Here is a 26,001-nt window from a genome sequence, read left to right on the forward strand (position 1 = left end):
GGGGCTGACCGGTTTTGACAGTAGGTGTGAAGATCGGGCTCGCATGCAGGCTGGAGTATGTACGGCCTTAAATGATTCATACGAACATAATTGGCGAAACTCGTTACGCCATGGCTGCCTAATCTAACCCTAAGGGGATAGATATCGCTTAAAGGGTTGAGTTACAAGAGTGACTCCCCGGCCACATCCCGCCATCTGTTGCGCTGTCCGGATGGAATTGGGGTGTCGACTTGACAGTGATGCTCCCTGTGAGGCTACTAAGCAGGGCTAAGACAAGTGGCTAAGCTGTTGTCCGGTGTGTCACCCAGCAAACAACAGTCGAAAACCCAACAGGTGACTAAGCATGTAGACGGTACGGTGTTTCCCTATCTGGACGCGGGTTCGAATCCCGCCAGCTCCACCACAAAAAATCCCTGCTCTAAAAAAATCAGGGATTTTTTTTGTATTTTTTTTCAAATGTGCTTTATGGGTTTTTTCAATTTCAAGCATAATTTTGGACTTGAAATTTGAAAAACCGCATTTTAAAACATAATCCTTCAATAAGCCTGATTTTAGAGCTAGGACTGGCTTTCTTATTTAAAAAACTAATAAATTAATTGATTTTATTGGTACTTTTTTTGATAAGAAGATTCTGATTTGAATTACCCATTTTATTTTGTTAGATGTATAGCCCTAGTACGTATTTTTGTTCAGGATCAAAAAGCATAATAATATTGCTTGTAGGTTTGTTTTCAGCGGTTATTTCTTTGGCAGAAACCAACAGCAATGGAAGTTTTGCGGATCAATTGTTGTTTCAACCAGAACTGACCGGACCAGACCAGGTTTGTGTGATTTTCGGAAGTGTTTTAGCTGATTTTTCGGGTGGAGGTAATCCAGCTACGGACGTCTACAATTGGACCATCTTGAATCCAAACGGATCTGAGCATTTTTCAAGAAGCGGTGGAGCAACTTTCCAGACAATTTCAGTTCAGTTTTCTGAAGTTGGAGTATATACAGTTAATCTTAGTGTCAGAAGAGGGAATGATATCATTTACTCTGGTTCAAAAACGCTCCAAGTTATCCAAGGCCCTGAATTGGCTCTACAGCCTGATTATTTGCTTTGTGATTTTACCCCTGCCACACTTACGGCTGTAAACCCGGATAATCCAAATCTTTCGAACTATGCTTTCGAATGGAGAAATATGGCCAATGAGGTAATAGCTTCAAGCAATGAAATTTCAGTTTTGGATGAGGGATTTTATTTTGTGACGATTTCTTTGGCTAATCAAACCGGGGCCCAATCCTGCCTCGTCAATGGTACCACCTATGTCGGGCAACCAATAGACTTTCAGTTGAATATTTCAAATACAACCTCTTGTGAAAGTGAAATAATTGAAATTACAGTCGACACTCCTTTAATTGGAGAGTGGGAAATTCAAAAGGAGGGAGAGTCTGATTGGATTAATTTTGGAAAAGCCTATTCTTTGTCTATTAATACCGGGGAAGAACTTATGGGCCCTGGACAATATACTGCTGTATTCAAGGTTAATTCTGATCGCTATCCAAATTGCGTTTCAATAAGGGAAATCGCCTTTGAAGTTAATCCCGGGCCGGATTTCGAAATCAGGGATATAGTCGCTGCTTCGGATTGTACAACGCCCAATGGACAGTTTATTTTTCAATCGAATTCACCAATTGATTTTTTAAGTGTACGTGAGCTTTCACTTCAATATTCAAATATTGGAATAGGAGAAATACTGGTTTTTGAAAATTTATTGCCAGGCATCTATAATGTAGAAATCAGGGCCAATTCCTGCGACCAAAATCGGGTGATCATTGTTCCCAATGCAAATCCTCCCGCTCCTATTCAATTTGAATTGATAGAAACAGGAGAAACCTGTACTGCATCAGGGAGAGAAAATGGATCAGTTTTGATAAATTTCTTGAACGGATCCTTTTCAGGTACCTATAGGGTGGTTAATTCTTTAGGTGAAAATTTCGCTTCAGGGACAATCTCCAATGAAAATAACTTCGAAATTTCTCTTCCCGGAGGATTTTATGCCCTGGAGATTGTTTCTTCTGACTCCTGTGTACTTCCCGAAAACAGAATGGTTGAAATTTATGAAGAAAGCCCGGTTTCCTTTTCAGTACCTTTTGAAATGATCATCTGCGATTCCTTTGACTTTATCCCTGAAACCAATCAAAATCTTAATTTCACTTTAATTGATCCTTCCGGTCAAACTCATATACGAAATTCCGGAGACCCTTTTAATCTTACTTTGGAAGGAAATTATACCATTACCGGAAGAAGTAACAGTAATCCTTCTGTAGGTTGTGATTTTACAAGGGAATTTAGGGTAATTCGGGTAGATGCCCCTGAATTTGATCCAGTATTGGCCAGTGCTGATTGTTTTGGAAACAGATTATATAGGGCTGAATTGTATGGAGAACAGTCATTTCAATATGTGATCCGTTGGTATGATGCTGATTTTAATATTGTAGGCAGAAATGAAATCTGGTATCCTACAGGATATGGGACATTTTATTTAGATGTACAGCCCAGAGGTTCCAGCCCTTGTGCCTTTAACCCAAAACCACTAGTAGTCAGGGAACCTGTATTTGAAGTTGACGTAACTTTAGAAGGAAGTTTGATATGTCCCGAACAGCCTGGGTCCATCAATCTTATCACGGATTTTGAGGAAGTTTTCAGAATCGAATGGATCTATATCGCAGACGATGGGACACAAAACATACTAAGCCAACTTGAAAATGAAAGGGAGATTATGGCGGATTCTCCCGGAACCTATGAAGCAGTGGTTTTCAATGAAGCCAATTGTGAGATTGGCAGGAATATGATAATGGTTTTTGAAAGCCCAAACAATGAAAGACCGAACATAAATCCTTTTTATTCAGTTTGTGAAACTTCAAATTATGGTGAAGTGGTAGATCCTGGAATATTTGCCTCTTATGAATGGTATTTCCAAGGGGAATTTATAGGCAATGATTCAAAGTTGGCTTTGAAGAGGGCAGGAAATTATAGATTGGTTGTTACCAACGAAGATGGGTGTTCTTTCGAATCCACTTTTTCCACTTTTGAGGACTGTACATTTCAATATATCTTTCCAACGGGCATGGAATTAAAATCCAATGAAAAGCTATTTGAACTATATGTGAATGATGCTGTAGAAGAAGCAAAACTTTGGATTTATAACCGCCAAGGTGAACTGATTCATTTCTGTGAAGGACAAAATATCCAATCCCGTGTGGCTTTTTGCCATTGGGATGGTACCTCTAAGGGCAGGCGGATTCCCCCGGGAACTTATACCGTTGTCTTAAACATTGTGAGCAACAGATTTGAACTGGACCGTAAATTCACCTCAAAACTGGTGGTTTTGGACTGAAAATTCACATCCTAAAAATGATGGAATTATAGCAACAAGACACTTTTAATGCCTGTTGCCAGTTTTTTATAAAATGTATCTCCAGGATTTTTCCTGTCCTCTTTGACGATGGAAATAATGGAAGTCCTATCCCGGATAATTCCCCAGGCCATATCTCTGGCATCCCTTTCAGAAACTGCGTCGGTTTGAATTTTAAATTCTATACCGTTGATTTCAATTGTGATAAAATAATTTGCCATACCAATGAATTTAAAAGAATGACACTTAAAATGAATTGAACTGATCAAACCAGCCTAGGGCTGCACCATACATCAAAACATATTCAACAATTTTGTTTATGCAAATTACATTTTTTTATATTTAAAAAACAAATTTTTAACAAAAAATTACCATAATTTTTTAAAAAACCAGATAAAACGCCGGAAAAAGCTATATAAGGCCTGATTTAAAAGTAAAGGAAAGTGAAGTTTACCGTTTAAATCAAACCGGAAATTATAGGTTATGTTCCAAAATAAGTATTCAATTCTTCAACCATTTTGGATTTCTCATTCAGGTCTTTGATGATTTTCCCCTTTTCCAAAAGGACTATTCTATCACATATTTCGGTAACATGGTTAAGGTCATGGCTTGAAATGAGGAAAGTAACCTGTGAACGTTCTTTTTCCTGGAGGATAAGTTTTTTCAATCTCACCTGGGAACTTGGATCCAGGTTTTCAAAAGGCTCATCCAACATCACCACTTCCGGATTACCAATCATAGCTGCCGCAATTCCCACCTTTTTGAGGTTTCCTTTTGACAGGTCTCTGATATACTTCTTTTTGCCTATGATTTCATCATTGAACAATTCCTCAAATTTTTGCAGATGCAATTTTAGATCTTCCTCAGACAACTGATGGATTTTCCTAAGTGCTTCAAAATATTCATCCGGAGTCAAATAAGACAACAACATATGTTCATCCAAATAGGCTCCTACCCTCCCTTTCCAATTTTCATTTTTGCTTACATCAATTCCATCCAAAAGAACATGACCTGTAGTAGCACGCACCAGGTCTAGAATGATCCTGAATAAAGTGGTTTTACCTGCCCCATTGTTCCCAACCAGACCGAAGCACTCAGATTTAGGAATATAAAGGGATTCGACATCTAATACTACTGCCTCTTTGTATTGTTTTTTGAGCTGATCTATGGTTATCATAATTCTTGTCTAAATGAAGATGAAATTTCGTATCTATTTTTTATCACTTTTTCTACGGCAATATTGGAAAGGTATGGAAAAGCTATAATCCCAAGCATTCCCACAATTCCAAGGGCCACCAACCCGGCGTATTGATTGATTAAAAGGGCAAATGGGAAATAAATAATGTAGGGACCGATAAATATGGGGATCATCATCAAAAACTGGGCAATTCCCACCCCTTCATAATTAAACATGGCACCCTTGTTTAAATCCATGGGTTTGGGTTTCCACAATGACATGTAAATGACCAAATGGATAATTACCCCCATATTGAAAATAAATGTAGCTATATGAATTAAAAGGATATCCCAACCGAAATACACATATGGAACGGAGACCAACAAGCAAAAAACAGAGGTGACAACAAAAAGTAGGTATTTGCCTTTCACCAATGATTCAATCCCATTTTTTTGGTTGAGATAAAAATCAAAATTGGAGGAATTCCAACTTAAGAACAATTGCCCGTACTGCAACATAAAAATGCTTGTGATAAAGGTTCCCACAAAAATAAACATATGGTTAAAACCTTCTTCTGTTTCATATTGGGGGTTTGTGTAAAATATTAAACCATATAATAGGAAAAATCCGGCAAGCATTAAGTAGGTTCTGCTCTTTTTATGGCGAATAATTAATTTCCACTCCAAATTGGCCAACTGTCCCGCCAGACCAAAGCGGTTGAAAATCCCTAAGTCCTGATTGACAAAGCGAAGATTTTCCTCTTCGGCCAAATCTTCCAAGTAGGCATTTTTATAATAAAAACTGAATGCCAATCTATGCAGGGCAATAAAAAGCAGGAATAATAAAATTACTGGAATAACTGACACTAGAGACCAATCGAAAATTGGCTTGACCAAATCCCCTAAATTAAACCAACCATAATAACTGGAACCTGCACCCAATAGAAGGACAGCAAAAACTACTCCTAATCCAATGAAACTGTCCTCAAATTTTTGCTTGAACCATAACATCAGCCAATGCAGGGACCAACTGCTCAAGACCACACAGCCCAACCAGGACCAGGCTGCTAAATCCCCAAACCTCGGCCCAATTTCCTTAAATGCAAAGGGCAGAAACAATAGGGGGAAAAGCAATGTTAAAGGGGAAATAAAAGATCGGCCTAAAAGGAAATGAATGATGTGGCTTTTCTTGATGGGCAAATGTAAAAACCGCTCCAGTTCCATGACAGGAAGTTTCTGAACGAAATACCTGTACATAAACTCGAACAGGTAAAAATAAATTAATACCCCACTAAGTGTTGCATAAGCATCCGTGCTGTCAAATCCCTTTTCAATAATTTCTTTTAAAAAAATACCCAAAAGAAGTACATAGGAAAGAAGCACAACGGCCAAGAATCCAAGAAATATAGCTACCAGAGCCGATTTGGCAAATGAGGTAGATCTCATTGTTTTGAGCAGTTCCAATTTGATCAACTGTAAAACCATAGGCAAAGAATATAGGTTGATGGAATTAAAATGTAATTTTGGATTTGAATATAGGTAAAACTAATAAGCTAATTATCCAAAAAAAACAAAAATTGACCAAATGAAGGAAATTACTGATGAAATAGGATTTTTCGAGATTGTTAATGAAAGAAGGTCAGTTCGGATATTTGACCAGGAATCCCCTTTTGATCATCAAGTGGTCCAAAAATGTCTCGAAACTGCGATGTTGGCTCCAAACAGCAGCAATATGCAGCTTTGGGAATTTTACCGGGTTCCCGAAACTTCCTTATTAAAAATACCTTTATCTAAGCTATGTATGGGACAAAAAGCGGGTACCACCGCGAGGGAGCTTGTGGTGATTGTGGTAAGAAGAAAGCTTTGGAAATCCCGGGCAAAGGCCAATTTAGAATACATCAGGGAATGCTACAGAGATGCAGATCCTAAAAAACTCAAACGGGCTATGGCTTATTATAAAAACCTGGTACCAAAGTTTTATTCCAAATATCCCTTTTGGTCCATAATCAAACAAATTATTGCCTGGTTTGTGGGTCTAAAAAGACCAATGGTAAGGCAGGTTTCAAGCTGTGATGTCAGGATATCCTTACACAAAAGTGCAGCTTTGGCTGCCATGACTTTCATGTATGGGATGAAAGCAGAAGGATATGATACCTGTCCTATGGAAGGATTCGATTCCAAAAAGGTCAAAAAACTCCTGAACCTACCCAAAGACGCCGAAATTAATATGATTATTGGTTGCGGTAAAGGTCTTCCGGAAGGGGTTTATGGGAGAAGATTTAGGGTTCCGAGTGAACAGGTTATATTTAAAAAATAATGAAAGTGGGATTTCGAAAAGCGGATTTTGGAATTAATGAAAAGTTAATCCTTTGTTTATTATAATTTATCCGGATAAGTTAAAAAGTGACTAAACTTATTTCTTCATGATTTTCTAATTTTACATGTCGTGATTTTTTTAGAATTTTTATGAAGGAGAATTTAAAACAGAGAACCAAAAGTTTTGCACTTGCTATAATAGAAATGACGGCTTTGATTCCAAACCATACCGCTGGCCGCGTAATACAAGGACAGATTATCAAGTCATCAACCTCAATTGGTGCCAATTATCGATCTGCACTAAGGGGCCGTTCTAAAGCTGAATTTATTTCAAAAATTGGAATAGTGGAAGAGGAAGCAGATGAAACTGTTTATTGGCTTGAGTTACTAGAAGAAAGTAAGATTATCGAACAAGAAGTAATTCATCCATTATTAGATGAAGCCAATCAGTTAACAGCAATTTTTACTTCCATGGGAAAAACAGCAAAATCCAAAAAGTAACAAATTGTAGACCTCATTTTTTGTATTTCGAAATCTGACTTCCTAAATCCAACTTTTAATAATTATACTTCCCCTTCCACCTGTCCTTCAAAAACTTCCTCAACTCATTTTCCCTGGCATTATTACCGGGTTCATAGAGCTTTGTATTTTTGATTTCGTCAGGAAGGAATTCCAAAGCAACAAAATTCCCCTCATAATCATGGGCGTATTTGTATTCTTTGCCATAATTCAGGTCTTTCATTAATTTGGTTGGTGCATTCCTAAGGTGCAGGGGCACAGGAAGATCTCCTTTTTCCCTTACCAGAGCCTGTGCCCTATTGATGGCCATATAAGCTGCATTGCTCTTTGGGGAAGAAGCCAGATAGGTCACACACTGGGAAAGGATAATCCTTGACTCCGGATAACCTATCATTTTCACTGCTTCAAAACAGTTGGTAGCCAACAAAAGGGCATTGGGATTGGCATTGCCAATGTCTTCCGATGCCAAAATCACCAATCTCCTGGCGATGAATTTCACATCCTCCCCTCCTTCTATCATCCTGGCCAACCAATATACAGCAGCATTCGGATCAGATCCTCTGATAGATTTGATAAAAGCAGAAATGATGTCATAATGCTGTTCCCCTGATTTATCATAAAGTGCGATTTTTTGCTGGGCTATTTCAGTCACCTTCTCATTGGTCACCAGACAAGGGTCTTCGTTAATCCCATCAACAACAATCTCGAGTAAGTTCAACAATTTTCTCCCATCCCCTCCCGATAAGCGTAGCAAAGCCTCGGTTTCTTTTAATTCAATGTTTTTCTTTTTTAGGTCAACGTCATTGTCAATAGCCTGTTTCAGCATGGCTTCCAACTCATGCTTCCCGAGGGAATTGAGTGTAAAAACCTGGCACCTGGACAGCAACGCAGCATTGACTTCAAAGGACGGGTTTTCGGTGGTGGCACCGATAAGTCGGATAATCCCTTTTTCCACAGCCCCAAGAAGGGCATCCTGCTGGGATTTATTGAATCGATGGATTTCATCGATAAAAAGTACAGCTCCCCTTTGAAATTTGGATTTATCGATTACCTCACGGATATCCTTTACTCCTGAACTGATCGCACTTAGGGTATAAAATGGAGCCTTGATCTCATTGGCAATAATATTGGCAATGGTGGTCTTTCCTACCCCAGGAGGCCCCCAAAGAATCAAAGAAGGCACATTGCCTGATTTGATGGCTTTGTACAAAAATGCGGTTGGGGCTGTCAAATGCTCTTGTCCAATTAGCTCTTCCAAGCGGGAAGGCCGCATGCGTTCTGCCAAGGGGGTGCTGTCGATCATTTTTCTTGACGATTTTAAATAGAAAGATGAAATAATTTAGACTAAATGCAATCAACCAATTCGGAAAGATATTGCTATATATTGGATATGAATAGAAATTGAGTTTGGGCCAAGTATCCAATATCATGAAATTAATATCTACGGATATCAACTATATATCGCCAAAGGTCGATTTCAATTATATTTCGCGAAGCGTATTTCCTCATTATTTCATAGAACATATTTTAATTTATTTCGCGAAGCTTATCTCTACCTAATCTCCTTAATTCTATCTTCAAAAGCCTCTAGCATCATGTCATTAAAATCCAGATGCGTCACAAAACGGACCTGGTCTTTGCCGAACTTCACGGCTTTGATTCCATTTTCAAATAGTTTAGATAGGAAGTCCTCAGGACTGATGCCCTGCAATCTCGCGATCACGATATTGGTCACGACAGGAAAAACCTCTGACACGAGGGGATGTTTTTCCAAGATTTGACCAATGGTCTTCGCTCTAGCATGGTCTTTAGCCAATCGATCAACATGATGATCAAGGGCATAGATGGCTGCTGCAGCTAAATAACCTGCTTGCCTCATTCCTCCACCAAAGGACTTCCTGATTTTCCTCGCCCTCTTGATATCGGCTTTGGATCCTAATAGCACTGATCCTATCGGGCAACCCAAACCTTTGCTCAGACAGATGGAGATGGTTTCAAATTGGGCACCCCAGTCTTTGGGGCTTTCACCGCTTGTCACTAAGGCATTGAACAGTCGGGCACCATCCAGGTGGAGTTTGATCCCATGTTTAACACAGAGGGTTTTGATGGGCTTCACTTCATCCAAAGTGTAAATGCTACCACCTCCTTTGTTCATGGTATTTTCCAGAGAGACAAGCGTAGTCTCACAGGCATGAACATCATCCACACTGATGTTCTCGGCAATATCTTTGGAAGTGATTTTTCCGTAAGTCCCTTCCAAAAGTTTGACAGAAGCATGGGCATTGGCCATGATGCCACCCGCTTCATAAAGATAAATATGGGAATACTTATGGCAGATCACTTCCATTTGTGGTCCGGTATGCAGCTTGACAGCTATCTGATTGGTCATGGTACCGGATGGGCAGAAAAGCCCGGCTTCCATCCCAAACATATCTGCCAGTTTTTTTTCGAGGGCATTGACGGTAGGATCTTCACCAAAAACATCATCTCCCACTTGGGCCGACCACATGGCCTCTAACATACCTTTGGTAGGCTTGGTCACGGTATCAGAACGTAAATCGATTATCATATTTTTAGAAACAAGAGTCAAGATGCAAGAAACAAGAGATTTTCATTGAGAGACGAGACCTGCCTGGCTGCAGACAGGAGCGAGAATTTAGACTTGCCAACTTCAAGCAAGGAAGAGAATCAGAAGCTAAAGTGTCCGCAATAACCCAAAAGTATGTTATTGTATAGGATTTTTCAAAGACTTTTCTTTAAAGTTAGACAACAATAAAGGCATTCCAAACCTTCATTCATCCGAAAACAATTACCTATAGAATCTCAATTTCAAATCTTGGTACTTCGTACTTGGTACATGGTACAAAAGAAATCAAAACTCTTGACCTAATTCTTAAAATACTTCCCCTTACTACTCCCTTCAGGAACCAGGCCTTTAATTGCTTCTGCAGTTTCAATGGGTCTATCTGTAGCAAGAATATCCGCTCCATTTTCAACAAACTCCGCATAGATTTGGTCTCCTCTGGCAACAGCACTTCTGTCCAGGTTGCCCAATACTCCCAAAATAGTGAAAACACCCTTTTCATGAAGCATTTCATTGAATTCTTTAGGGCGCTCAGCCGTTCCGATAAATGCAATCCACCGGTTAACAGGAATCCCAGATCCTTCAAAACGCTGGAGTTCTTCCTCATTTCTGATTGTCACGGACAACATCAGATCCGGGTGTAACCTATGCAGCTTTTTTGCAGCCTCCACACTATAGGTAATTACTGCCGCATAGGGTTCTGCCTGATGCTTTTTGATCGCCTCGACCACCATCTCAAAAGGAACTTCCCTTTTAATATCCACTGTAAATAAGGTTTTCCCTTTCCCCCAGGCCAATGCTTCATCCAAAGTTGGAATTCTGTAATCCGTGGTATTACCATTTGCATCAACGAGGAATACATCTTTCAACTCATCAAAAGTCCAATCGATGACGTTTCCCTTAGCTGTTGTAGTCCTGTCCAAAGTATTGTCATGCATCAAGACAAGCACTGAGTCTTTGGTCAAAGCCACGTCAAATTCAATAATGGAATGGGTGTATTTGAGGGTGTTTTCAAAGGCTTCCAGAGAATTTTCGGGATATCCGGGATAAGGCCCACCTCTATGAGCAGAAACCATGGGCGTCCTGTCGTCGGACCAAGTAAAAAAATGCCTGGTATCTTCAAGGGAATGGATGACAATTTTAAGAAGTCCATCAGAGTCTGCATTTGCCCCTACAGTTTTAGAAGTTTGCTGATTACATGAAAAAAGGAGAAAGCCCATGAGGGCCAATAAGTACTTATTCATCTTTTTTATCTTTTTTGAACCAGAAATCCAGACCCAAAGACCTTTTTTCAAGGTGTCCTTCCATGTCTTTGATTTCAAGATTTAATGCTTTGGTGGAAATTAGAATTTCAATCAGAGAGATCCCCAATGAAATTAACAAGGCCAGCATACTGCTGACAAAGACATAATTTGCAGCGGGTTGAATTTCCATAAAAATAAGATACATGCAAATAACACAGAGCAAAAAACTTAACACTCCGCATAATTGCATGTATTTGATCATGCTAAGGCGAAGTTTGAGGTTGGATATCTGCCCTACAATCATGCCCTCATCCGGATTTTTGAGAAAATTCTTATGCAGTCCCCGGATTAAGCTTGCCGTGGCCAAAAATCTGTTGGTATAGGCCAGCATCATCAATGTAATGGCAGAAAAAAGGAGAGCCGGAGTAGAAAGTTGGAGTTCCATCAATGCAAAAGGATTGGGCTTCAATTTGGGGAATAAAAGGGATAAATAAAAAACACAAGACCAATTACTTGATCTTGTGTTAAAGATTTGAGAGAAGAACTATTTTTAAATATGAATCACTTCACCATAGGCAGCTGCAGCAGCTTCCATTACTGCTTCAGACATGGTAGGGTGAGGGTGAACGGTCTTGATCAACTCATGTCCTGTAGTCTCCAATTTACGGATGGCTACAATTTCGGCGATCATCTCAGTCACATTGGCACCGATCATATGGGCACCTAAAAGCTCCCCATATTTGGCGTCAAATATCAATTTCACAAAACCGTCTTTTGCACCGGCAGCAGAGGCTTTCCCGGAAGCAGAGAAAGGGAACTTGCCCACTTTTACTTCATATCCGGCTTCCTTGGCCTTAGCCTCGGTATAACCTACAGAAGCAATTTCCGGCACGCAGTAAGTACAGCCTGGAATATTGTTGTAATCCAAGATTTCAGGATGATGTCCAGCGATTTTTTCCACGCAAATGATGCCTTCTGCAGAAGCTACGTGTGCTAAAGCCGGTCCTGTGGTCACATCGCCGATGGCATAGTAACCTGGCATATTGGTTTTGTAGAACTCATCCACTTTGATTTTTCCTTTTTCAACCAGAATACCTACATCTTCCAAACCGATGTTTTCCACATTGGAAACCACCCCTACGGCAGAAAGCACTACATCACATTCGATAACGGATTCATTTCCTTTCTTATCCTTTACGGTCACTTTGCATCCTTTTCCTTTGGTATCCACTGCAGTGACCTCAGTACTTGTCATGATATTGATTCCGTTTTTCTTATAGATTCTTTCAAGGGCTTTGGATACTTCCTCATCTTCATTCGGTACAATTCTGTCCATAAATTCCACGATGGTAACTTCTGTGCCAATGGAGCTATACACGTAAGCAAATTCGACTCCTATGGCGCCCGAACCTACCACTACCATTTTAGAAGGTTTTTTCTCCAGAACCATCGCCTTACGGTAGCCGATGATTTTCTCATTGTCGATTTTCAGCGCAGGAAGTTCTCTGGCTCTGCCACCAGTGGCGATGATGATATGGTCTGCAGAGTAAACTGTCTTTTTCCCCTCTTTATCTTCAACTTCTACTTTTTTACCTGGCTGAACTTTGCCCCAGCCCAATAATTGATCGATTTTATTTTTCTTAAAAAGGAACTGAACACCTTTGGACATACCTGCGGCCACATCCCGGCTCCTTTTGATCATGCCACTGAAATCGACTTCGGCACCTTTTACTTTGATGCCATAGTCTTCCGAATGGTTGATATATTCAAAAACCTGTGCACTCTTAATCAATGCTTTGGTAGGGATACAACCCCAGTTTAAACAGATACCGCCTAATTCAGCAGCCTCTACTACTGCAGCTTTAAGACCCAGTTGAGAGGCACGGATGGCCGCTACATATCCACCAGGTCCTGACCCTACAACAATCACATCATATTTTGTTGAAGACATATTTTTAAAGTTTAATTTTCAAATAAGCTACGCAAAAATAAGGCTTTTGGGCAGAGAAAAAAATGAAAACAGGATGTTAAATGACTTTACTTTCCCTGAATAAAAAAGAACAAAAGAGGTCAAAACTCAAATTTCACCTGTTTGCCAACTTTTTCTTTTTGCTCCAATTCCAATAGTTTGGATTTACGCCACAGGCCTCCTGCATAACCTGTCAACTGTCCATATTTTCCGACGATACGATGGCAAGGTAACATGATTAAAATGGGATTAGCCCCAATTGCAGTACCAACTGCCCTTACCGCATTGGGATTTCCTAAATTGGAGGCAATTTTTTCATAAGTACTGGTTTCTCCAAAAGGGATCTTATTGACTTCCATCCAAACTTTATGCTGAAAATCTGTTCCACCAAAGGCAACCGGTATATCAAATGTTTTTTGCTTTCCCTGAAAATACAGCCCTAATTGAATCCTGACATCCATCAGGACACCATCCAAAAAGGTTTCTGTTTCCGGCTCATCTGTAAACTTTAAGCTTACCAGGTATCCATCCCAGGCCTCTGCCCGGATATTACCCAAGGGAGTTTCCATCACTGCAAATTCTTTCATGCTAATACTCTTTTAGGGTGAGGATAATTTAATATGTCAATTAAACCCGAAATATGCATAAGAATTTCTATTACGAACCCTAATACATAATTATGGTTAAAACGCAAGCGTGTCACAAGGTATAACGGATTTAAATGGATTTTGTCTTTTAAATTGACTTTTATTTCTTTTCAGGACAAAATGCTTCCTGATTTACGCTGAGTACATTTGTTACTTGCGGATTTCTTTAATACTTGGATCTTGTTTTTTGAGTCTAAACTCTCGCTTCTAGCTTCTCAACTCTTTACGAATCACTTCCTAAATCCGCCTTCCCACTTCCGAAATTAGCACCTCACTCTCACACCATCATCAACCTATACCTCCATACTTCCCTAACATCCGCGATCATAACATAGAAAGGTTTATAAATGGGATTACCGGAACACAAGAGCAGCCTTTCCTGATCTTTGATCTGATTATAGGCAATCTTAAAAGTCACCCCATCCTGTTCAGTCACTACCACGTACTTTTCCCCATCCCGGATGGAAAACCAATCATCCACATACTCGCAGACAATCCAGGCTCCCTCAGGAATGGGCAACATGGAATCTCCGTCCACTTGAAATACCCTGTGTTTTTTATCCTGAGGTAAAAATGGTAATGAAAAGCGCGGCAGCTCTTCTATAAAATCCGGATCAGAAAATCCCGCCAGATAAGAAGCCTTGGCTTTTTGGGAAACCACTTCGATCAGTTCCCTTCCTTCTGCATCCACGGTGGTGGTCAAAATACGCAGGTTCCGCCCCCGAAGAAACTGATCTGTTTCCAGCAACTGCCGCAACTTATATTCAGAGAGTGAGGCCAGGTCCTTTTTCAAAAGGACATCTATGGACACACCCAAATAATCCGAAATTACCAATAAAGCTTCAAGGGGAGGATTGATGTTGAGTTCATACCCTGCCAACTTGGAACGGCTTATCCCTATAGCATTGGCCATGGTTTCCTGGGTCAGGGATTTTTGTTTGCGTAAAAATTTGATGTTGGAGTGAATATACATATACAAACTGCGTCAACTTTTGTCCTGCTTCTGATTTTTATTTTCAAATATATAAAAATTGTTTAATTTATAGACAATAAAATGTTAAAATTGTTGACATTATGGAAAAAGGGAGAAGCATAGCGCACATGGATTTGGATTCGTTTTTTGTGTCGGTGGAACGGCTGTACGATAGCAGACTGAACGGCAAACCTATCCTGATCGGTGGCTCAGGAGACCGGGGGGTGGTGGCTTCCTGCAGTTATGAAGCAAGAAAGTTCGGGATACATTCGGCCATGCCCATGCGTACAGCCAGGCAACTCTGTCCGGAGGCGCTGATTATCCGGGGGGATTTTGAAAAATACAGCCAGAAATCCCATGAGATCACAGAAATCATCCGTGAAGAAGTGCCATTGTTTGAAAAGTCTTCCATTGATGAATTCTATATAGACTATACCGGTATGGACAGATTTTTCGGTTGCTTCAAGATGGCTCAGGAATTGCGGCAAAGGATCATCAAAGAAAGTGGCCTCCCCATTTCTCTGGGCCTTTCGGAAAACAAGACCGTCTCCAAAGTAGCTACAGGAGAAGCCAAACCCAATAATGCCAAAGAGATTCCTAGGGGGCTTGAAAAGCCTTTTCTGGCACCTCTTTCCGTTCGCAAAATCCCCATGATCGGAGAAAAGACCTCCCTGACACTGTACAGCATGGGGGTAAAAAAAGTACATACCCTTCAGGTCATGCCTGCGGAATTGTTGGAAGCCACCTTCGGAAAAAACGGCCGTATGATCTGGGAAAAAGCCAATGGCATAGACCGGTCCATGGTCACTCCCTACTCGGAAGCCAAATCAATATCTTCCGAAAACACCTTCGAACAGGATACAATTGATGTAAAGATGCTGGAAGCCAACCTGATCGCTATGACGGAGCAACTGGGAACCAAGCTACGCCAAAAACAACAGCTGACAGCCTGTGTGAGTGTCAAAATCCGCTATTCGGACTTTGACACACATACCGTCCAGCAACGTATCCCCTACACTTCTGCAGACCATATACTGATCGGAGTGGTCAAAGAACTGTTCAGAAAGCTCTACAACCGCCGGCTTCTTATACGGCTTATAGGTATTCGCTTCAGCCATTTGGTCTACGGCAATTACCAGATCAACCTTTTCGAGGATACAGAGGAGCAGATCCGTCTCTATCAGGCATTGGACAGGCTCAATACCAAATATGGAGACAAAACTGTGTGCCGTGCCATCGGCCTGCGGGTGGGAAGAAGGAGGTTTAACCCGTTTAATGGGATGGCGCTGTGAAAGGATATGGGTTATGAAATCTTTGATTAACAGAAGGGAAATAACTCTTGGTTTCCCGCAGTAGACGCAGCGAATACGCAGCAATCGCTGCGTGAAATTTTCTCATCATTTCGCAGAATCGTATCGACAACCTTTAAGCCTCCCCAAACACATCCTGCAAATCCAATACAACTAAGATAATAAAAAGCTAAGATTTCATTATCAGCTTACCAAAAACCAACAAGGCTGGTTACGAACCACAATAGTGCACAAAGTCAACAAAAGAGGGAGTTAAAAGGATTTGTTGTTTACAGTAAGGCGTATTTAGCTCCAACTTTTGTGTTCCTTTTGTATCTATTGTGGTTCGAAAAAATCCTTCACGGTTACAGTACCGGCCCTTTCATGGATTTTCCCTCGCCATTTCCAAAGCCTTAGTGGTGGTAAAATACTTCACCAGCATATTGGGCACTTCCCATTCCGGCATTTTCCCTTTATGGTAGTACTCTAAAAATTTTTCGGTTACCTGTGCAAAATGAGCCTCATGGCCCACATGGTAGCTTTCAGGAATATGGACACGATATTCCCCGTTTGGGAGTTGTTCCAGGTCAATTCCGGGATATTTGCCCTGAAGGGTTGAACGGATGGCTTGTTGAAGTGCTACATCCTGACCTTTCAATAAGGCAATATAAAGGGTTGGTTTATATCCCTCTTCCTCACCCTGACGGATGATCAAGTTTGCCCCGGTTCCCCGCATAACGCTATAATGAGTGTCGCCTGCACCTTCAGGCGCCTGAAAATTCCAGATAACACTGACTTTGGCATGAACTCCTTTTAGGGTATAATTCATCTCTCCATTACAAAATACCTGCAGCTTTCCTTCTTGGATATCCTTATCCAAAAAATCAGGAAACTCCTGCTTACCCGTCACTTTTCTAAATTCTTCCAAATTAAGTGGAGTAGACCACCTTGTGGAAGTCAGCATGTCCACATCATCCAGTGTCAGTACCTGTTCAGGAAATGCCGCCCATTGGATCAAATCCACCAGATGGGTAGTCACATCCACCAAACCTTCACCCTGTTTTTCAACGTCAAAAAACCAATCCGGTCTGATCAAAGCCTGGCCGGAAACATATTTGAAAAAATGATGTACACTTTCTTTGGTTATTGCCGGTTCTTCCAATGTACCATTTTCCAATTTCCCAAAAACCTCGGGAATCATGGATAATTCTTTCTGCAAAATGGAAGTAATTTCAAATCGCTCCGTCATGATATCGTAGAGCAAAAGATCCTTTTGTTTTGCCAAATCGAATGCTTGCTGCAATTTTTCAAATCCCACTTTATCGATTACCAATGGTTTATCTGCATATACATGGATCCCGTTCTGAATCGCTGCTGAGATATAATCGATTTTTTGGTCATTTTTCCCCGCCACTACCATGACATTACCCGACTTCCTGTTGATCATCTCATCCAGATAATCCGTTCCTTTGTAAACTTCCACTTTCCAAGAAGTTGGTTGGTCATTTCTAGTATTATACCCCTCCAGTCTACGCAGATAATCATTGAGTTCCTCTCCCTCAGGAGCAAATACATAAACAGTAGAATCTACATTGGGATACATTGATTTATGGATCAATCCAGCATGGAAGTGCCCAGGATCAAGACTCATCAAAACAACTTTTCCTCTTTCCTTTTCTTCCATTTCTGTCTTTTGGGGATTAGTACAGGATTGGGCAACAATGACCAAGATCGTAGCCAATAAAATTACTTCAAGTCTGTTTTGCATTTTAAATTTTAACATAATCCGTTCCATAGGGTGCTCTTTGAGGTCTGCTCAAATAGGAGTTGGCCTCCTCATCTTTTACAAATCTTTCTGTTTTCGGGTCCCATTCTAATTTCCTACCGATCTTCATGGCAACATGACTGATCAAACAAACGGAACATGCCCGGTGCCCTATTTCAACCGGAGACAATATTTGTGAACCGTTTTGGATTCCTTCCAACCAATTTCCGTGATGGCTACTGCTTCGCTGCAATTGGATTTCATCCGGCCCTATAAGTGATTGAAGGATTTTCGGGTCAGAAGCATCCAGCGCTTTGGCACTTTCTCCTTGGGTAACCGGGTCACTGGCGGATGCCACATAATCTCCCCTGGAAACCCAGATCCAACCCTCTGTGCCTTCATAACGGATCCCATTGGGGTATCCTCCACTGGTAAACATGACGATGCCATTATCATATTCTGCCTTGACCATAAAATCCCCATGTACATTCCAAAATCCAGATCTTGGAAATTCAGCTACTGCCTCAACATATCTTGGCCCTGTCAGTTCGGTATCCATGCCCCAGGCTGCCGAATCAAAGTGATGTTGGCCCCAGCCTGTAATCATTCCTGCCCCATAGTTTTCATGCCTCAACCAACCTGGCCTGTCATACCCTTCCTGTGGATGCACTCCTATTTCCGTGTAAGGTATGGTGGGTGTGGATCCTAACCACATATCAAAATTGAGGTTTTTGGGAATTGGCATTTCAGGGGCCTCAGGCCCTGATGGATCTCCCGGCAAACCTATTCGCACGGTATGTAGCTTCCCAATTCTCCCGTTCCTGACCAATTCTGCTGCAATTCTGAACTGCTCGCTGGACCGTTGTTGTGTTCCCAACTGTAGCACAACGCCTGTTTTCTTCACCACTTCTACCAATTGGCGTCCTTCTTTGATGGTCAGGGAGGTTGGTTTTTGTAAATAAACATGTTTCCCGGCCAAAGCCGCCTCCATTGCAGGCTGGGAATGCCAATGGTCAGGGGTACTGATAATTACTGCATCGATGTCTTTATCCAATAACATCTCTCTGTAGTCACCATATTGCTTGACATCAATGTAGGGTGTTCCCATTTTCTGGGTATAATATGCTTCGACCAGTTCCTTACCTTCTTTCATGCGCTTACTGTCTACATCCGAAACAGCCACTATACGCGCCACATCATGTTCCCATGTACCGGGAAGGTCATGATAGCGGGCAATTCTACCGCATCCTATCTGTCCGATATTGATTTTATTACTGGGAGCATTCTTCCCAAAAACTGAAGACGGCACAATAGTTGGGAAACCAAGGACCGATCCTGCGATTGCTGTATTTTTGATAAAGTTTCTTCTTTTCATAGATCAAGTAGGGTTAATAATTCTATAATTCTGCGAATTGTTTCCAATATTCTTCAGCCTCCTGAACGGTCATTTTCCCGTCAAAAACAACCATCCTGTATTTCAGCACATTTTTCTTATTGGGCAAAATTTCCCAAGCCTCGTGCCGAATAGGGCAGAATTCTACAAATACATTTCCTATACCATCATAATCCTCTTCTGGCCATACCCTCAATGGCTCAGGATGTGCTCTATTGCTTGAATGGCTAAGAAAAAGAATTCCACTTTGTCCAGAAGGATCATCAGATTCTCCAAATACCATCACCCATTTAGCGAAACTTCCATCCGCTGTTTTTCTGTCATTGCCTTCCGAGGTAATTATATAACTATTATCCGTCCCCCATTTGGCTGTTGCCCTAAAACCAATTCCTCCTCCATAACGATAGGCATCCAAAACGACCACGGATTTCAATGGCGTTGATATGGAAGTGTTATAATCCACCATATACCTGTCATTCTCTTTATTCCAAACCCTTATTGCCAAATCCTCTTCAATGGCTACCTGTGCACCCTTGGGAGCTAATAAATCGATATGATTTTGCCGAGCGATAATTTCTGCATATTCGGTATGTTCTTTCTGGGAAATCAAATGATCAAAATCCACCCTACCCTGTCCATCCCCCAAATTCCAGAAATCTACTCCCCTTCCTTCCACCAATGTCCTGGTCCAGGGTCCCCAAATGCCGTAATGATGGTAGTGATCCGGGGGCTGTATCCTGGTCAGTTCTTGTCCTGATGGAGAATTGAGGGGATGGATAAATCCGGATTTTTTAAAAGCTGGGCTTACTCCCTCCGGCACTTCGGTCATAGCAGTCCTATAACTCAGTAAAACCTTTTCCTCTGATTTGAAATCAATTGCTTGTGCTGTCTGCTCTATGGTTATTTGTTGACAAAAAACTATTCCCTGAAGGCACAAAAAGATCATACTTAAACATAAAAGTCTTTTGATAATCATGGGTTTTTAGGTTATTTGGTTTGATAAAGACAATTTATTAAAAATAATATAACATCCCATGCAGACTTGCCTTTTTAAGATATCCGGAAGAAAATTTGGATTGATGCTTTGGCTTTTTTGTTATGCATCGTTCTCCTTCGGACAAGATCTTCCTATCGTGAAATTCGATGATGCCTGGAAAAGTAAAATTCACTCCCTCGCACCTGAAAAAGCTAACTTTCCTTTTACGGAAAAGAAAAAGATTTTGGTTTTCTCCCTTCACACCGGGTTTGATCATTGGGTGATCCCCCATACAGAAGAAATGATCAAGATCATTTCACTCAAATCTGGCGCATTCGAAGTGACAGGAAGTAAGGATATCGGCATTTTTGAACCGGCAAACCTAAAAAATTATGACGCTATTGTTTTAAACAACACCTGTTCCAAACCTGATCACAGGAACTTATTTTGGGATAAATTGAGGGCAGAATTTGATGCTGACAGTGTTCTTTTGATGGTAAAGGCTATGGAATTGGAAAACAATCTTTTGGATTATGTGAAAAATGGAGGAGGTCTGATGGTAGTCCATGGCGGTATCACCACACAAAATAAATCCAGGGCTTTCAGTAAACTGGTTGGAGCAAGTTTTGATTATCACCCCCCTCAACAACCCATTCAGGTCAGATTGGAAGACCCAAAACATCCCTTAGTTCAGGTTTTTCCCAAAGATGGTTTTAACCATGTTGACGAGCCCTATTTCTACAGCAATGCCTATCAGGATCTGGATTTTAGACCTTTATTATACTTCAATAATGAAGAAATCACCGATCAAAGGCAGCCTGCCAAAACAGGAAAAACCTATTTAGCCTGGATCAGGTCAGAAGGTAAAGGCAAAGTGATGTACTGTTCCCCTTCCCATAATGCCCAAAGTTTTGAAAATCCGGATTTATTGAAATTTTACCTCAATGGATTACAATATGTGGTAGGGGATGTGGATTGTAACGACAAACCTTTGAGGTCTTTCTGACCTCGAAGGTTTTACAACTCTAATATTTTATTCTAAGAAAGACCTTCGGGTTATTTGGAAACCACAAAGGTCTAAAGTAACCTTTGAGTGCGCCGCGGCATACTAGAAGGTTTACAATAAAATCCCACCAAGTCCTCCAAAAATCACAAAGTATTTAAGATTTTAATCCTTTGTGATCCTCCGTGGTCTTTGTGGGATCAATTCACCTTAAATTAAATCTTTAACTTTTATATGGCAATTGGTAAATCCTTTCCCCGGTCAGTTTATAAATGGCATTACACAAAGCAGGAATGAATGGTGGAACTGGCGGTTCCCCAACTCCGGTGGGTTTTTCCATACTTTCCACCATATGTACATGAATTTTCTTTGGTGACTGTGGCATACGGATTACCTCATACCCATCATAATTATTTTGTTGAACCCTTCCATTTTCAAAGGTAATGGCAGAGGTCATAACCAAACTGGTAGCAAATTGGGCACCTCCTTCAAATTGTGAGCGGATACGGTCTGTGTTAACCCCTATCCCGCAATCCACAGCATAGTGGACTTCCGGGATAATAATCTGTCCATTATTCCCTTTTTCAACCTGTACTATACAGGCCACATAGGTTAGGAAACTCTTATGGGCTGCAAAACCAACTGCTTTTCCTTCTGCTAGAGCATTTTTCCAATTGGCTTCTTTAGCTACCCTTTCAATAACTCCACGTAATCTTCTGGTATTCCATGGAAATTTCTCCAAAGGTTCTCCATAGTTCCCAAAATCCCCTTTGAGTTCCCCAGCAAAATCAAGATCCTTGTCCTCCGCCAATAAACCGTGAACAAAATCCACAGGATCCACTCCTTTGGCTTCTGCTATTTCATCCAACATACAATTGATGGCAAAGGAATGGTGTATGTTACTCACAGACCGTAACCAACCAATACGGGTGTGTGCTTTAGATTCATGGGTTTCTATTCTGATATTAGGGACTTCGAATGGAAAATCAATACAACCCAATCCCAGTTCTCCATCAGAAGGATGCAATTCATCTGCATTTCCTGTTGCCCCGATAGCCGGGAAAACAGTATGATGGTTCCAACCACTTAAGTTTCCATTTTTATCCAACACCGCCCTTATACGCTGGGCGCTTTGAGCATGATAAAAATCGTGGTGAATATCATCCTCTCTGGTCCATTGCACACGGACCGGTGCTTTGGCTGCTTTGGAAAGTAGGGCAGCTTCCACTACAAAATCAGGCTTGGATTTTCTTCCAAATCCTCCACCCAGCAGGGTGATATTCATTTTAACTCCTTGATATTCAGTCCCCAGAGCCTGGGCTACTGCCTGCCTTGCCCATTGAGGGTGTTGGGTTGGTGCCCAGATTTCGCAGGTTCCATCACCCTGAACATTGGCAATGGCAGCGGGTGGCTCCATTGTGGCATGGGCATAAAACGGTGCCAGGTAAGTTCTTTCTATTATTTGTCCGGAAGCCTGTCTTGCAGCATTAAAATTCCCTCTTTCTCTTCTAACCATACCGTTTCCTGATGTGCTCTTCAACATTTCTTCCAGTTGTTTGGCTGAAGAATAATTTTGGTTTTCCCCCAAATCCCACTCTATCTCCAAGGCATCCCTACCTTTTATAGCAGCCCAGGTATTATCAGCAATCACTGCAACACCTTCAAGTGGCTTATCCAGTCCGGGAGGTATTCCAGCACCTTCAATTTTAACTACTCGGTTTACACCAGGAACTGCCAGTGCCTTTTGATCATTATATGATTTGACCTTCCCGCCAACTACAGGACATCTTCTGATGACAGCAATTTGCATTCCCGGTAAATCAATATCTGCCCCAAACTTCGCTTCACCAGTTGCAATGTCTTTTGCATCATAGATGGCAACATCTTTTCCGATTAATTTATAATTGGAAAATTCTTTCAAAGTCACTGTTTCAGGATCAGGCATCTCCATGGTTTTGAGCTGCTCTACCAAATCTCCAAACTTGATTTTCTTTCCGCCTGTTGAAACAACCTGCCCATCCTCTGTATTGCACTCTGAAGCATCCACTCCCCACTTAGCGGCAGCGGCAGCAATCAACATATGTCTGGCAGTAGCGCCAGCTTTTCTCATGGGCTCATAAAACATTCTTACAGAGTAAGATCCATCAGTATTCTGGTCCCCGTATTTCTCCTCATCCCCCTCTGCCTGTACAATTTTAACTTTGCTCCATTCTGCACCCAGTTCATCCGCAACAATCATAGGCAGTGAAGTCCGGATGCCTGTTCCCATTTCAGACCGATGGGCAATAATGGTGACCAAGTTTTCTGAGTCTAAAGTAATAAACACGTTTGGAGCAAAGGTAATGAGTTCACCCTTAGGCCCACTACATTGAAAATTAACACCAAGAATAAAGCCTCCTGTAGCCAGAGAACTTATTTTTAGGAAATCCCTCCTGGAGGGTATAAATACTTTACTTTTATTTTCGGGGTCTTTTGTTTTTAAGAAAGGAAATTTCGGCATCATGGCTGAAAGTATTTAAGGTAAGAAATTAATAGGATTTGGAAGCGGTGATAATAGCCTCTTTAATTCGGTTGTACGTTCCACAACGACAGATATTACCCGCCATGGCCGATTCTATTTCAGATTCTGAAGGACTGGAATTCCTTTTGAGTAAGGCAGCTGCATTCATAATCTGTCCGGTCTGGCAATAACCGCACTGGGGCACCACATGGTCCACCCAGGCTAATTGTAGAGGATGGTTTCCATCTTTGGATAAGCCCTCAATGGTTGTAACCTTTTGGTCACCAACTTCTGAAATGGGAAAGGAACATGACCTGATGGCTTCATCATCCAACAGAACAGTACAGGCACCGCAAAGTGCTTGCCCGCATCCGAATTTGGTTCCTTTCATGGATAGTATATCTCTTAAAACCCAAAGCAATGGCATATCACTTTCGGCTTCAACCTGATGTTTTTTTCCGTTTACTACAAGGGTGTATTTTTCCATAAGGAGATTGGTTTTTCAAAGATCTTGTGAATTAAAATTAATCAATATTTTTTCTTATGCACCAATTAGGTTCCAATAATAAAGTTTTGCTGTACAGGTAAGGTGATTTTCGAATGTTTAATTTAATGTGATTTTTGTCCCTTAAAAAACAATATAGACTTTTTATTTTAGTGTTTTATCCCAAATTTGAATTCATCAAATCAAAAACAGATGTGTATTTATGGTCAGGAAGTTTTTTCAATTGCAAATAAGGGTTTTTGATTATCTCGATGAGCGTTGGGAAGGGGCCAGGGTTTCCAAATGGATCAGCAATATTGTAGTGACCTTTTTTATGGCCGGTTTGGTGATCGGTTTACTTTCCTATCTTAGCATTCTGGATTTGGGAAGCAATTTTACTGCCTTCTTTGCGATCGAACTGGCATTTAACGTTCTTTTGATATTTGAGGTATTGGGATTGATTTTCCTGATTCCAAAATCAGTAGCTGATTCTGTAGGAAAGCAATTTGAAATCATTTCTCTTGTTTTGTTGAGGGATGCATTCAAGGAATTCGGTCATTATCTGGGCGAAGTCAATTGGGAAATCAGTTTTTTAATGGAGCTTTTGCCCATAGTGTCCGATGCATTTGGGGCCATCTTGATTTTCCTGATTACAGGTTTATTCTACAGGGCACAGAAACACATCCGAATAACAGGAAGTCATGAAGAACAGCGGGGTTTTATCGATATCAAGAAGTTGATCTCCATCTATCTCACCTTATCCTTTATTGGTTTGGGCATTTATGATATCGTCTCTGCTTATCAAAACCATGCCTTTATTTACAGCATCAAATTATTTTATACACTTTTGATTTTCACAGATGTATTTATTCTCTTATTTTCCCTTCGTTACACAACAAAATATTACAACCTGTTCAGGTATTCCTCCTTTGCCCTGGCAACTATTTTTTTGAGGTTGACCTTATCTGCCCCTGCATATTACAATGTTTTATTGGCTGTGATAGCAGGTTTGATGGTGTTAGGAGTTACCTATATTTACAATAAGTTACTTTTAAAGCAAAGTGAGGTTTTGAAAGTGGAAACGTAGAATTGATATCAGATTGGAAAATTAAGGGGCTAAAGATATTGATGGATATTAGTGGATATTAAAGATATGGTTGGAGGGTATGGAACGGATTTATTGCTTCGGGCGTTTTGATTAATTGTGGCTACTGGAATAAAAATAAGTCCCTGATTTTTAGAAGAAAGTTTGAATACACCTACAAAAAACATTTTTTTTTATTTGGTGTATTTGGAAAAAAAGGATCAACCCACTAAGTTTGCATCACCTTAGACCAAAGGGTTTAAAATTATTAATAAATTAAATTCCTCCTTAGCTCAGTTGGTTAGAGCACATGACTGTTAATCATGGGGTCCTAGGTTCAAGCCCTAGAGGGGGAGCGAAATGAAAAAAGAGGTCAAATCGACCTCTTTTTTCTTTTTATACCCCTTTCTTTTAATTTGAGGAAGTTTTTTTCGGTTGCAATTTTTTTAAAAACGTGAAATATAATTTAAGGAATTAGCCTTGGCCACGTTTGTATAAAATAGTTGGTGGTACATCATATGGGTCAATCTCTACGATTTTTCCATTCCTCACGACAACCAATGGACTATTCTTGGCCTTTTTAAATTCGACTAGCTTGCGATAAGCTTCCTCTAGTCCCTTGACTATTTTGTCTCTTTCCTCTTTTAATTGGTCTTTAGTCTCCATAATATTCTTTTCAGC

At 40.7% G+C, this 26,001-nt stretch carries 22 protein-coding genes, 1 tRNA gene and 1 other RNA gene; 8 read left to right on the forward strand and 16 right to left on the reverse strand.

Going from position 1 to position 26,001, the window contains the following annotated elements:
- Both ssrA and ACFSKV_RS10130 read left to right on the forward strand, forming a co-directional pair.
- Positions 1-403: a transfer-messenger RNA gene (gene ssrA, locus ACFSKV_RS10125) on the forward strand.
- 310 nt (positions 404-713) lie between these two features.
- Positions 714-3,380, forward strand: a complete 2,667-nt coding sequence (locus ACFSKV_RS10130; RefSeq protein WP_380802104.1) for a hypothetical protein — start codon at positions 714-716, stop codon at positions 3,378-3,380.
- A gap of 26 nt (positions 3,381-3,406) precedes the next feature.
- Here ACFSKV_RS10130 and ACFSKV_RS10135 read toward each other — a convergent pair whose 3' ends face one another.
- From ACFSKV_RS10135 to ACFSKV_RS10145, 3 genes are all read right to left on the reverse strand, one after another.
- Positions 3,407-3,619 (reverse strand): hypothetical protein, encoded by a 213-nt coding sequence (locus ACFSKV_RS10135; protein ID WP_380802107.1) that lies wholly within the window; start codon positions 3,617-3,619, stop codon positions 3,407-3,409.
- 260 nt (positions 3,620-3,879) lie between these two features.
- Entirely contained in the window at positions 3,880-4,575 is a 696-nt protein-coding gene (locus ACFSKV_RS10140; RefSeq protein ID WP_380802110.1) for an ABC transporter ATP-binding protein, read from the reverse strand.
- A complete protein-coding gene (locus ACFSKV_RS10145) occupies positions 4,572-6,059 on the reverse strand; it encodes a DUF5687 family protein (protein WP_380802113.1) in 1,488 nt (495 codons plus the stop codon). Before ACFSKV_RS10145 ends, ACFSKV_RS10140 begins: the two co-directional genes overlap by 4 nt.
- A 100-nt stretch (positions 6,060-6,159) precedes the next feature.
- Between ACFSKV_RS10145 and ACFSKV_RS10150 the strand changes: the two genes are divergently transcribed.
- Together ACFSKV_RS10150 and ACFSKV_RS10155 are read left to right on the forward strand one after the other, a co-directional pair.
- On the forward strand, positions 6,160-6,891 hold the full coding sequence (locus tag ACFSKV_RS10150; RefSeq protein WP_380802116.1) for a nitroreductase family protein: 732 nt from the start codon (positions 6,160-6,162) through the stop codon (positions 6,889-6,891).
- A gap of 149 nt (positions 6,892-7,040) precedes the next feature.
- Positions 7,041-7,391 carry a four helix bundle protein gene (locus tag ACFSKV_RS10155; protein WP_380802119.1) on the forward strand — a complete coding sequence of 117 codons (351 nt, stop codon included), beginning with the start codon at positions 7,041-7,043 and terminating at the stop codon, positions 7,389-7,391.
- Between the two features lie 55 nt (positions 7,392-7,446).
- Here ACFSKV_RS10155 and ACFSKV_RS10160 read toward each other — a convergent pair whose 3' ends face one another.
- The 7 genes from ACFSKV_RS10160 to ACFSKV_RS10190 form a co-directional block, all read right to left on the reverse strand.
- Positions 7,447-8,712: a replication-associated recombination protein A gene (locus ACFSKV_RS10160; RefSeq protein WP_380802121.1), complete on the reverse strand. Its 1,266-nt coding sequence runs from the start codon at positions 8,710-8,712 to the stop codon at positions 7,447-7,449.
- Between the two features lie 249 nt (positions 8,713-8,961).
- Complete coding sequence (locus ACFSKV_RS10165; RefSeq protein WP_380802123.1) at positions 8,962-9,978, reverse strand: threonine aldolase family protein; 1,017 nt, start codon at positions 9,976-9,978, stop codon at positions 8,962-8,964.
- Positions 9,979-10,295: 317 nt separating this feature from the next.
- A complete protein-coding gene (locus ACFSKV_RS10170; RefSeq protein WP_380802126.1) occupies positions 10,296-11,237 on the reverse strand; it encodes a glycerophosphodiester phosphodiesterase family protein in 942 nt (313 codons plus the stop codon).
- Positions 11,230-11,682 carry a DUF2721 domain-containing protein gene (locus ACFSKV_RS10175; protein WP_380802129.1) on the reverse strand — a complete coding sequence of 151 codons (453 nt, stop codon included), beginning with the start codon at positions 11,680-11,682 and terminating at the stop codon, positions 11,230-11,232. The genes ACFSKV_RS10170 and ACFSKV_RS10175 overlap by 8 nt, the downstream gene beginning before the upstream one ends.
- Positions 11,683-11,787: 105 nt before the next feature.
- Positions 11,788-13,188 (reverse strand): dihydrolipoyl dehydrogenase, encoded by a 1,401-nt coding sequence (gene lpdA, locus ACFSKV_RS10180; protein WP_380802132.1) that lies wholly within the window; start codon positions 13,186-13,188, stop codon positions 11,788-11,790.
- Positions 13,189-13,307: 119 nt separating this feature from the next.
- The gene (locus tag ACFSKV_RS10185; protein ID WP_380802134.1) at positions 13,308-13,793 is read right to left on the reverse strand and encodes a methylated-DNA--[protein]-cysteine S-methyltransferase; all 486 of its coding nucleotides are present in this window, start codon (positions 13,791-13,793) and stop codon (positions 13,308-13,310) included.
- Positions 13,794-14,130: 337 nt separating this feature from the next.
- A complete protein-coding gene (locus ACFSKV_RS10190) occupies positions 14,131-14,826 on the reverse strand; it encodes an XRE family transcriptional regulator (protein ID WP_380802137.1) in 696 nt (231 codons plus the stop codon).
- Positions 14,827-14,927: 101 nt separating this feature from the next.
- Here ACFSKV_RS10190 and dinB point away from each other — a divergent pair, with 101 nt between their 5' ends.
- The gene (gene dinB, locus ACFSKV_RS10195) at positions 14,928-16,118 is read left to right on the forward strand and encodes a DNA polymerase IV (RefSeq protein WP_380802138.1); all 1,191 of its coding nucleotides are present in this window, start codon (positions 14,928-14,930) and stop codon (positions 16,116-16,118) included.
- A gap of 379 nt (positions 16,119-16,497) precedes the next feature.
- Here the strand turns inward: dinB and ACFSKV_RS10200 are convergent, their stop codons facing one another.
- From ACFSKV_RS10200 to ACFSKV_RS10210, 3 genes are read right to left on the reverse strand one after another with little or no spacing between them, the layout of a single operon-like run.
- Positions 16,498-17,883 carry a putative oxidoreductase C-terminal domain-containing protein gene (locus ACFSKV_RS10200; protein WP_380802141.1) on the reverse strand — a complete coding sequence of 462 codons (1,386 nt, stop codon included), beginning with the start codon at positions 17,881-17,883 and terminating at the stop codon, positions 16,498-16,500.
- A 1-nt stretch (position 17,884) separates the two neighbouring features.
- Complete coding sequence (locus ACFSKV_RS10205; protein WP_380802143.1) at positions 17,885-19,255, reverse strand: Gfo/Idh/MocA family protein; 1,371 nt, start codon at positions 19,253-19,255, stop codon at positions 17,885-17,887.
- Positions 19,256-19,277: 22 nt separating this feature from the next.
- Positions 19,278-20,249 carry a DUF6807 domain-containing protein gene (locus tag ACFSKV_RS10210; RefSeq protein ID WP_380802146.1) on the reverse strand — a complete coding sequence of 324 codons (972 nt, stop codon included), beginning with the start codon at positions 20,247-20,249 and terminating at the stop codon, positions 19,278-19,280.
- A 58-nt stretch (positions 20,250-20,307) separates the two neighbouring features.
- Between ACFSKV_RS10210 and ACFSKV_RS10215 the strand changes: the two genes are divergently transcribed.
- The gene (locus tag ACFSKV_RS10215; protein WP_380802149.1) at positions 20,308-21,255 is read left to right on the forward strand and encodes a ThuA domain-containing protein; all 948 of its coding nucleotides are present in this window, start codon (positions 20,308-20,310) and stop codon (positions 21,253-21,255) included.
- A gap of 220 nt (positions 21,256-21,475) precedes the next feature.
- On the opposite strand, the gene ACFSKV_RS10220 is transcribed toward ACFSKV_RS10215, so the two are convergent.
- Positions 21,476-23,755, reverse strand: coding sequence for a xanthine dehydrogenase family protein molybdopterin-binding subunit (locus ACFSKV_RS10220; protein ID WP_380802151.1), 2,280 nt, complete (start codon positions 23,753-23,755; stop codon positions 21,476-21,478).
- A 25-nt stretch (positions 23,756-23,780) separates the two neighbouring features.
- Positions 23,781-24,239 (reverse strand): (2Fe-2S)-binding protein, encoded by a 459-nt coding sequence (locus ACFSKV_RS10225; RefSeq protein WP_380802154.1) that lies wholly within the window; start codon positions 24,237-24,239, stop codon positions 23,781-23,783.
- Positions 24,240-24,459: 220 nt separating this feature from the next.
- On the opposite strand from ACFSKV_RS10225, the gene ACFSKV_RS10230 reads away from it, so the two are divergent.
- Positions 24,460-25,323 (forward strand): hypothetical protein, encoded by an 864-nt coding sequence (locus ACFSKV_RS10230; protein ID WP_380802157.1) that lies wholly within the window; start codon positions 24,460-24,462, stop codon positions 25,321-25,323.
- A 279-nt stretch (positions 25,324-25,602) separates the two neighbouring features.
- Positions 25,603-25,676, forward strand: a tRNA-Asn gene (locus ACFSKV_RS10235).
- A 118-nt stretch (positions 25,677-25,794) separates the two neighbouring features.
- Here ACFSKV_RS10235 and ACFSKV_RS10240 read toward each other — a convergent pair.
- Positions 25,795-25,986: a hypothetical protein gene (locus ACFSKV_RS10240; RefSeq protein ID WP_380802160.1), complete on the reverse strand. Its 192-nt coding sequence runs from the start codon at positions 25,984-25,986 to the stop codon at positions 25,795-25,797.
- Positions 25,987-26,001 lie beyond the last annotated feature (15 nt).

Origin of the sequence: Shivajiella indica, assembly GCF_042683085.1 — a bacterium.
Lineage (GTDB): Bacteria > Bacteroidota > Bacteroidia > Cytophagales > Cyclobacteriaceae > Shivajiella > Shivajiella indica.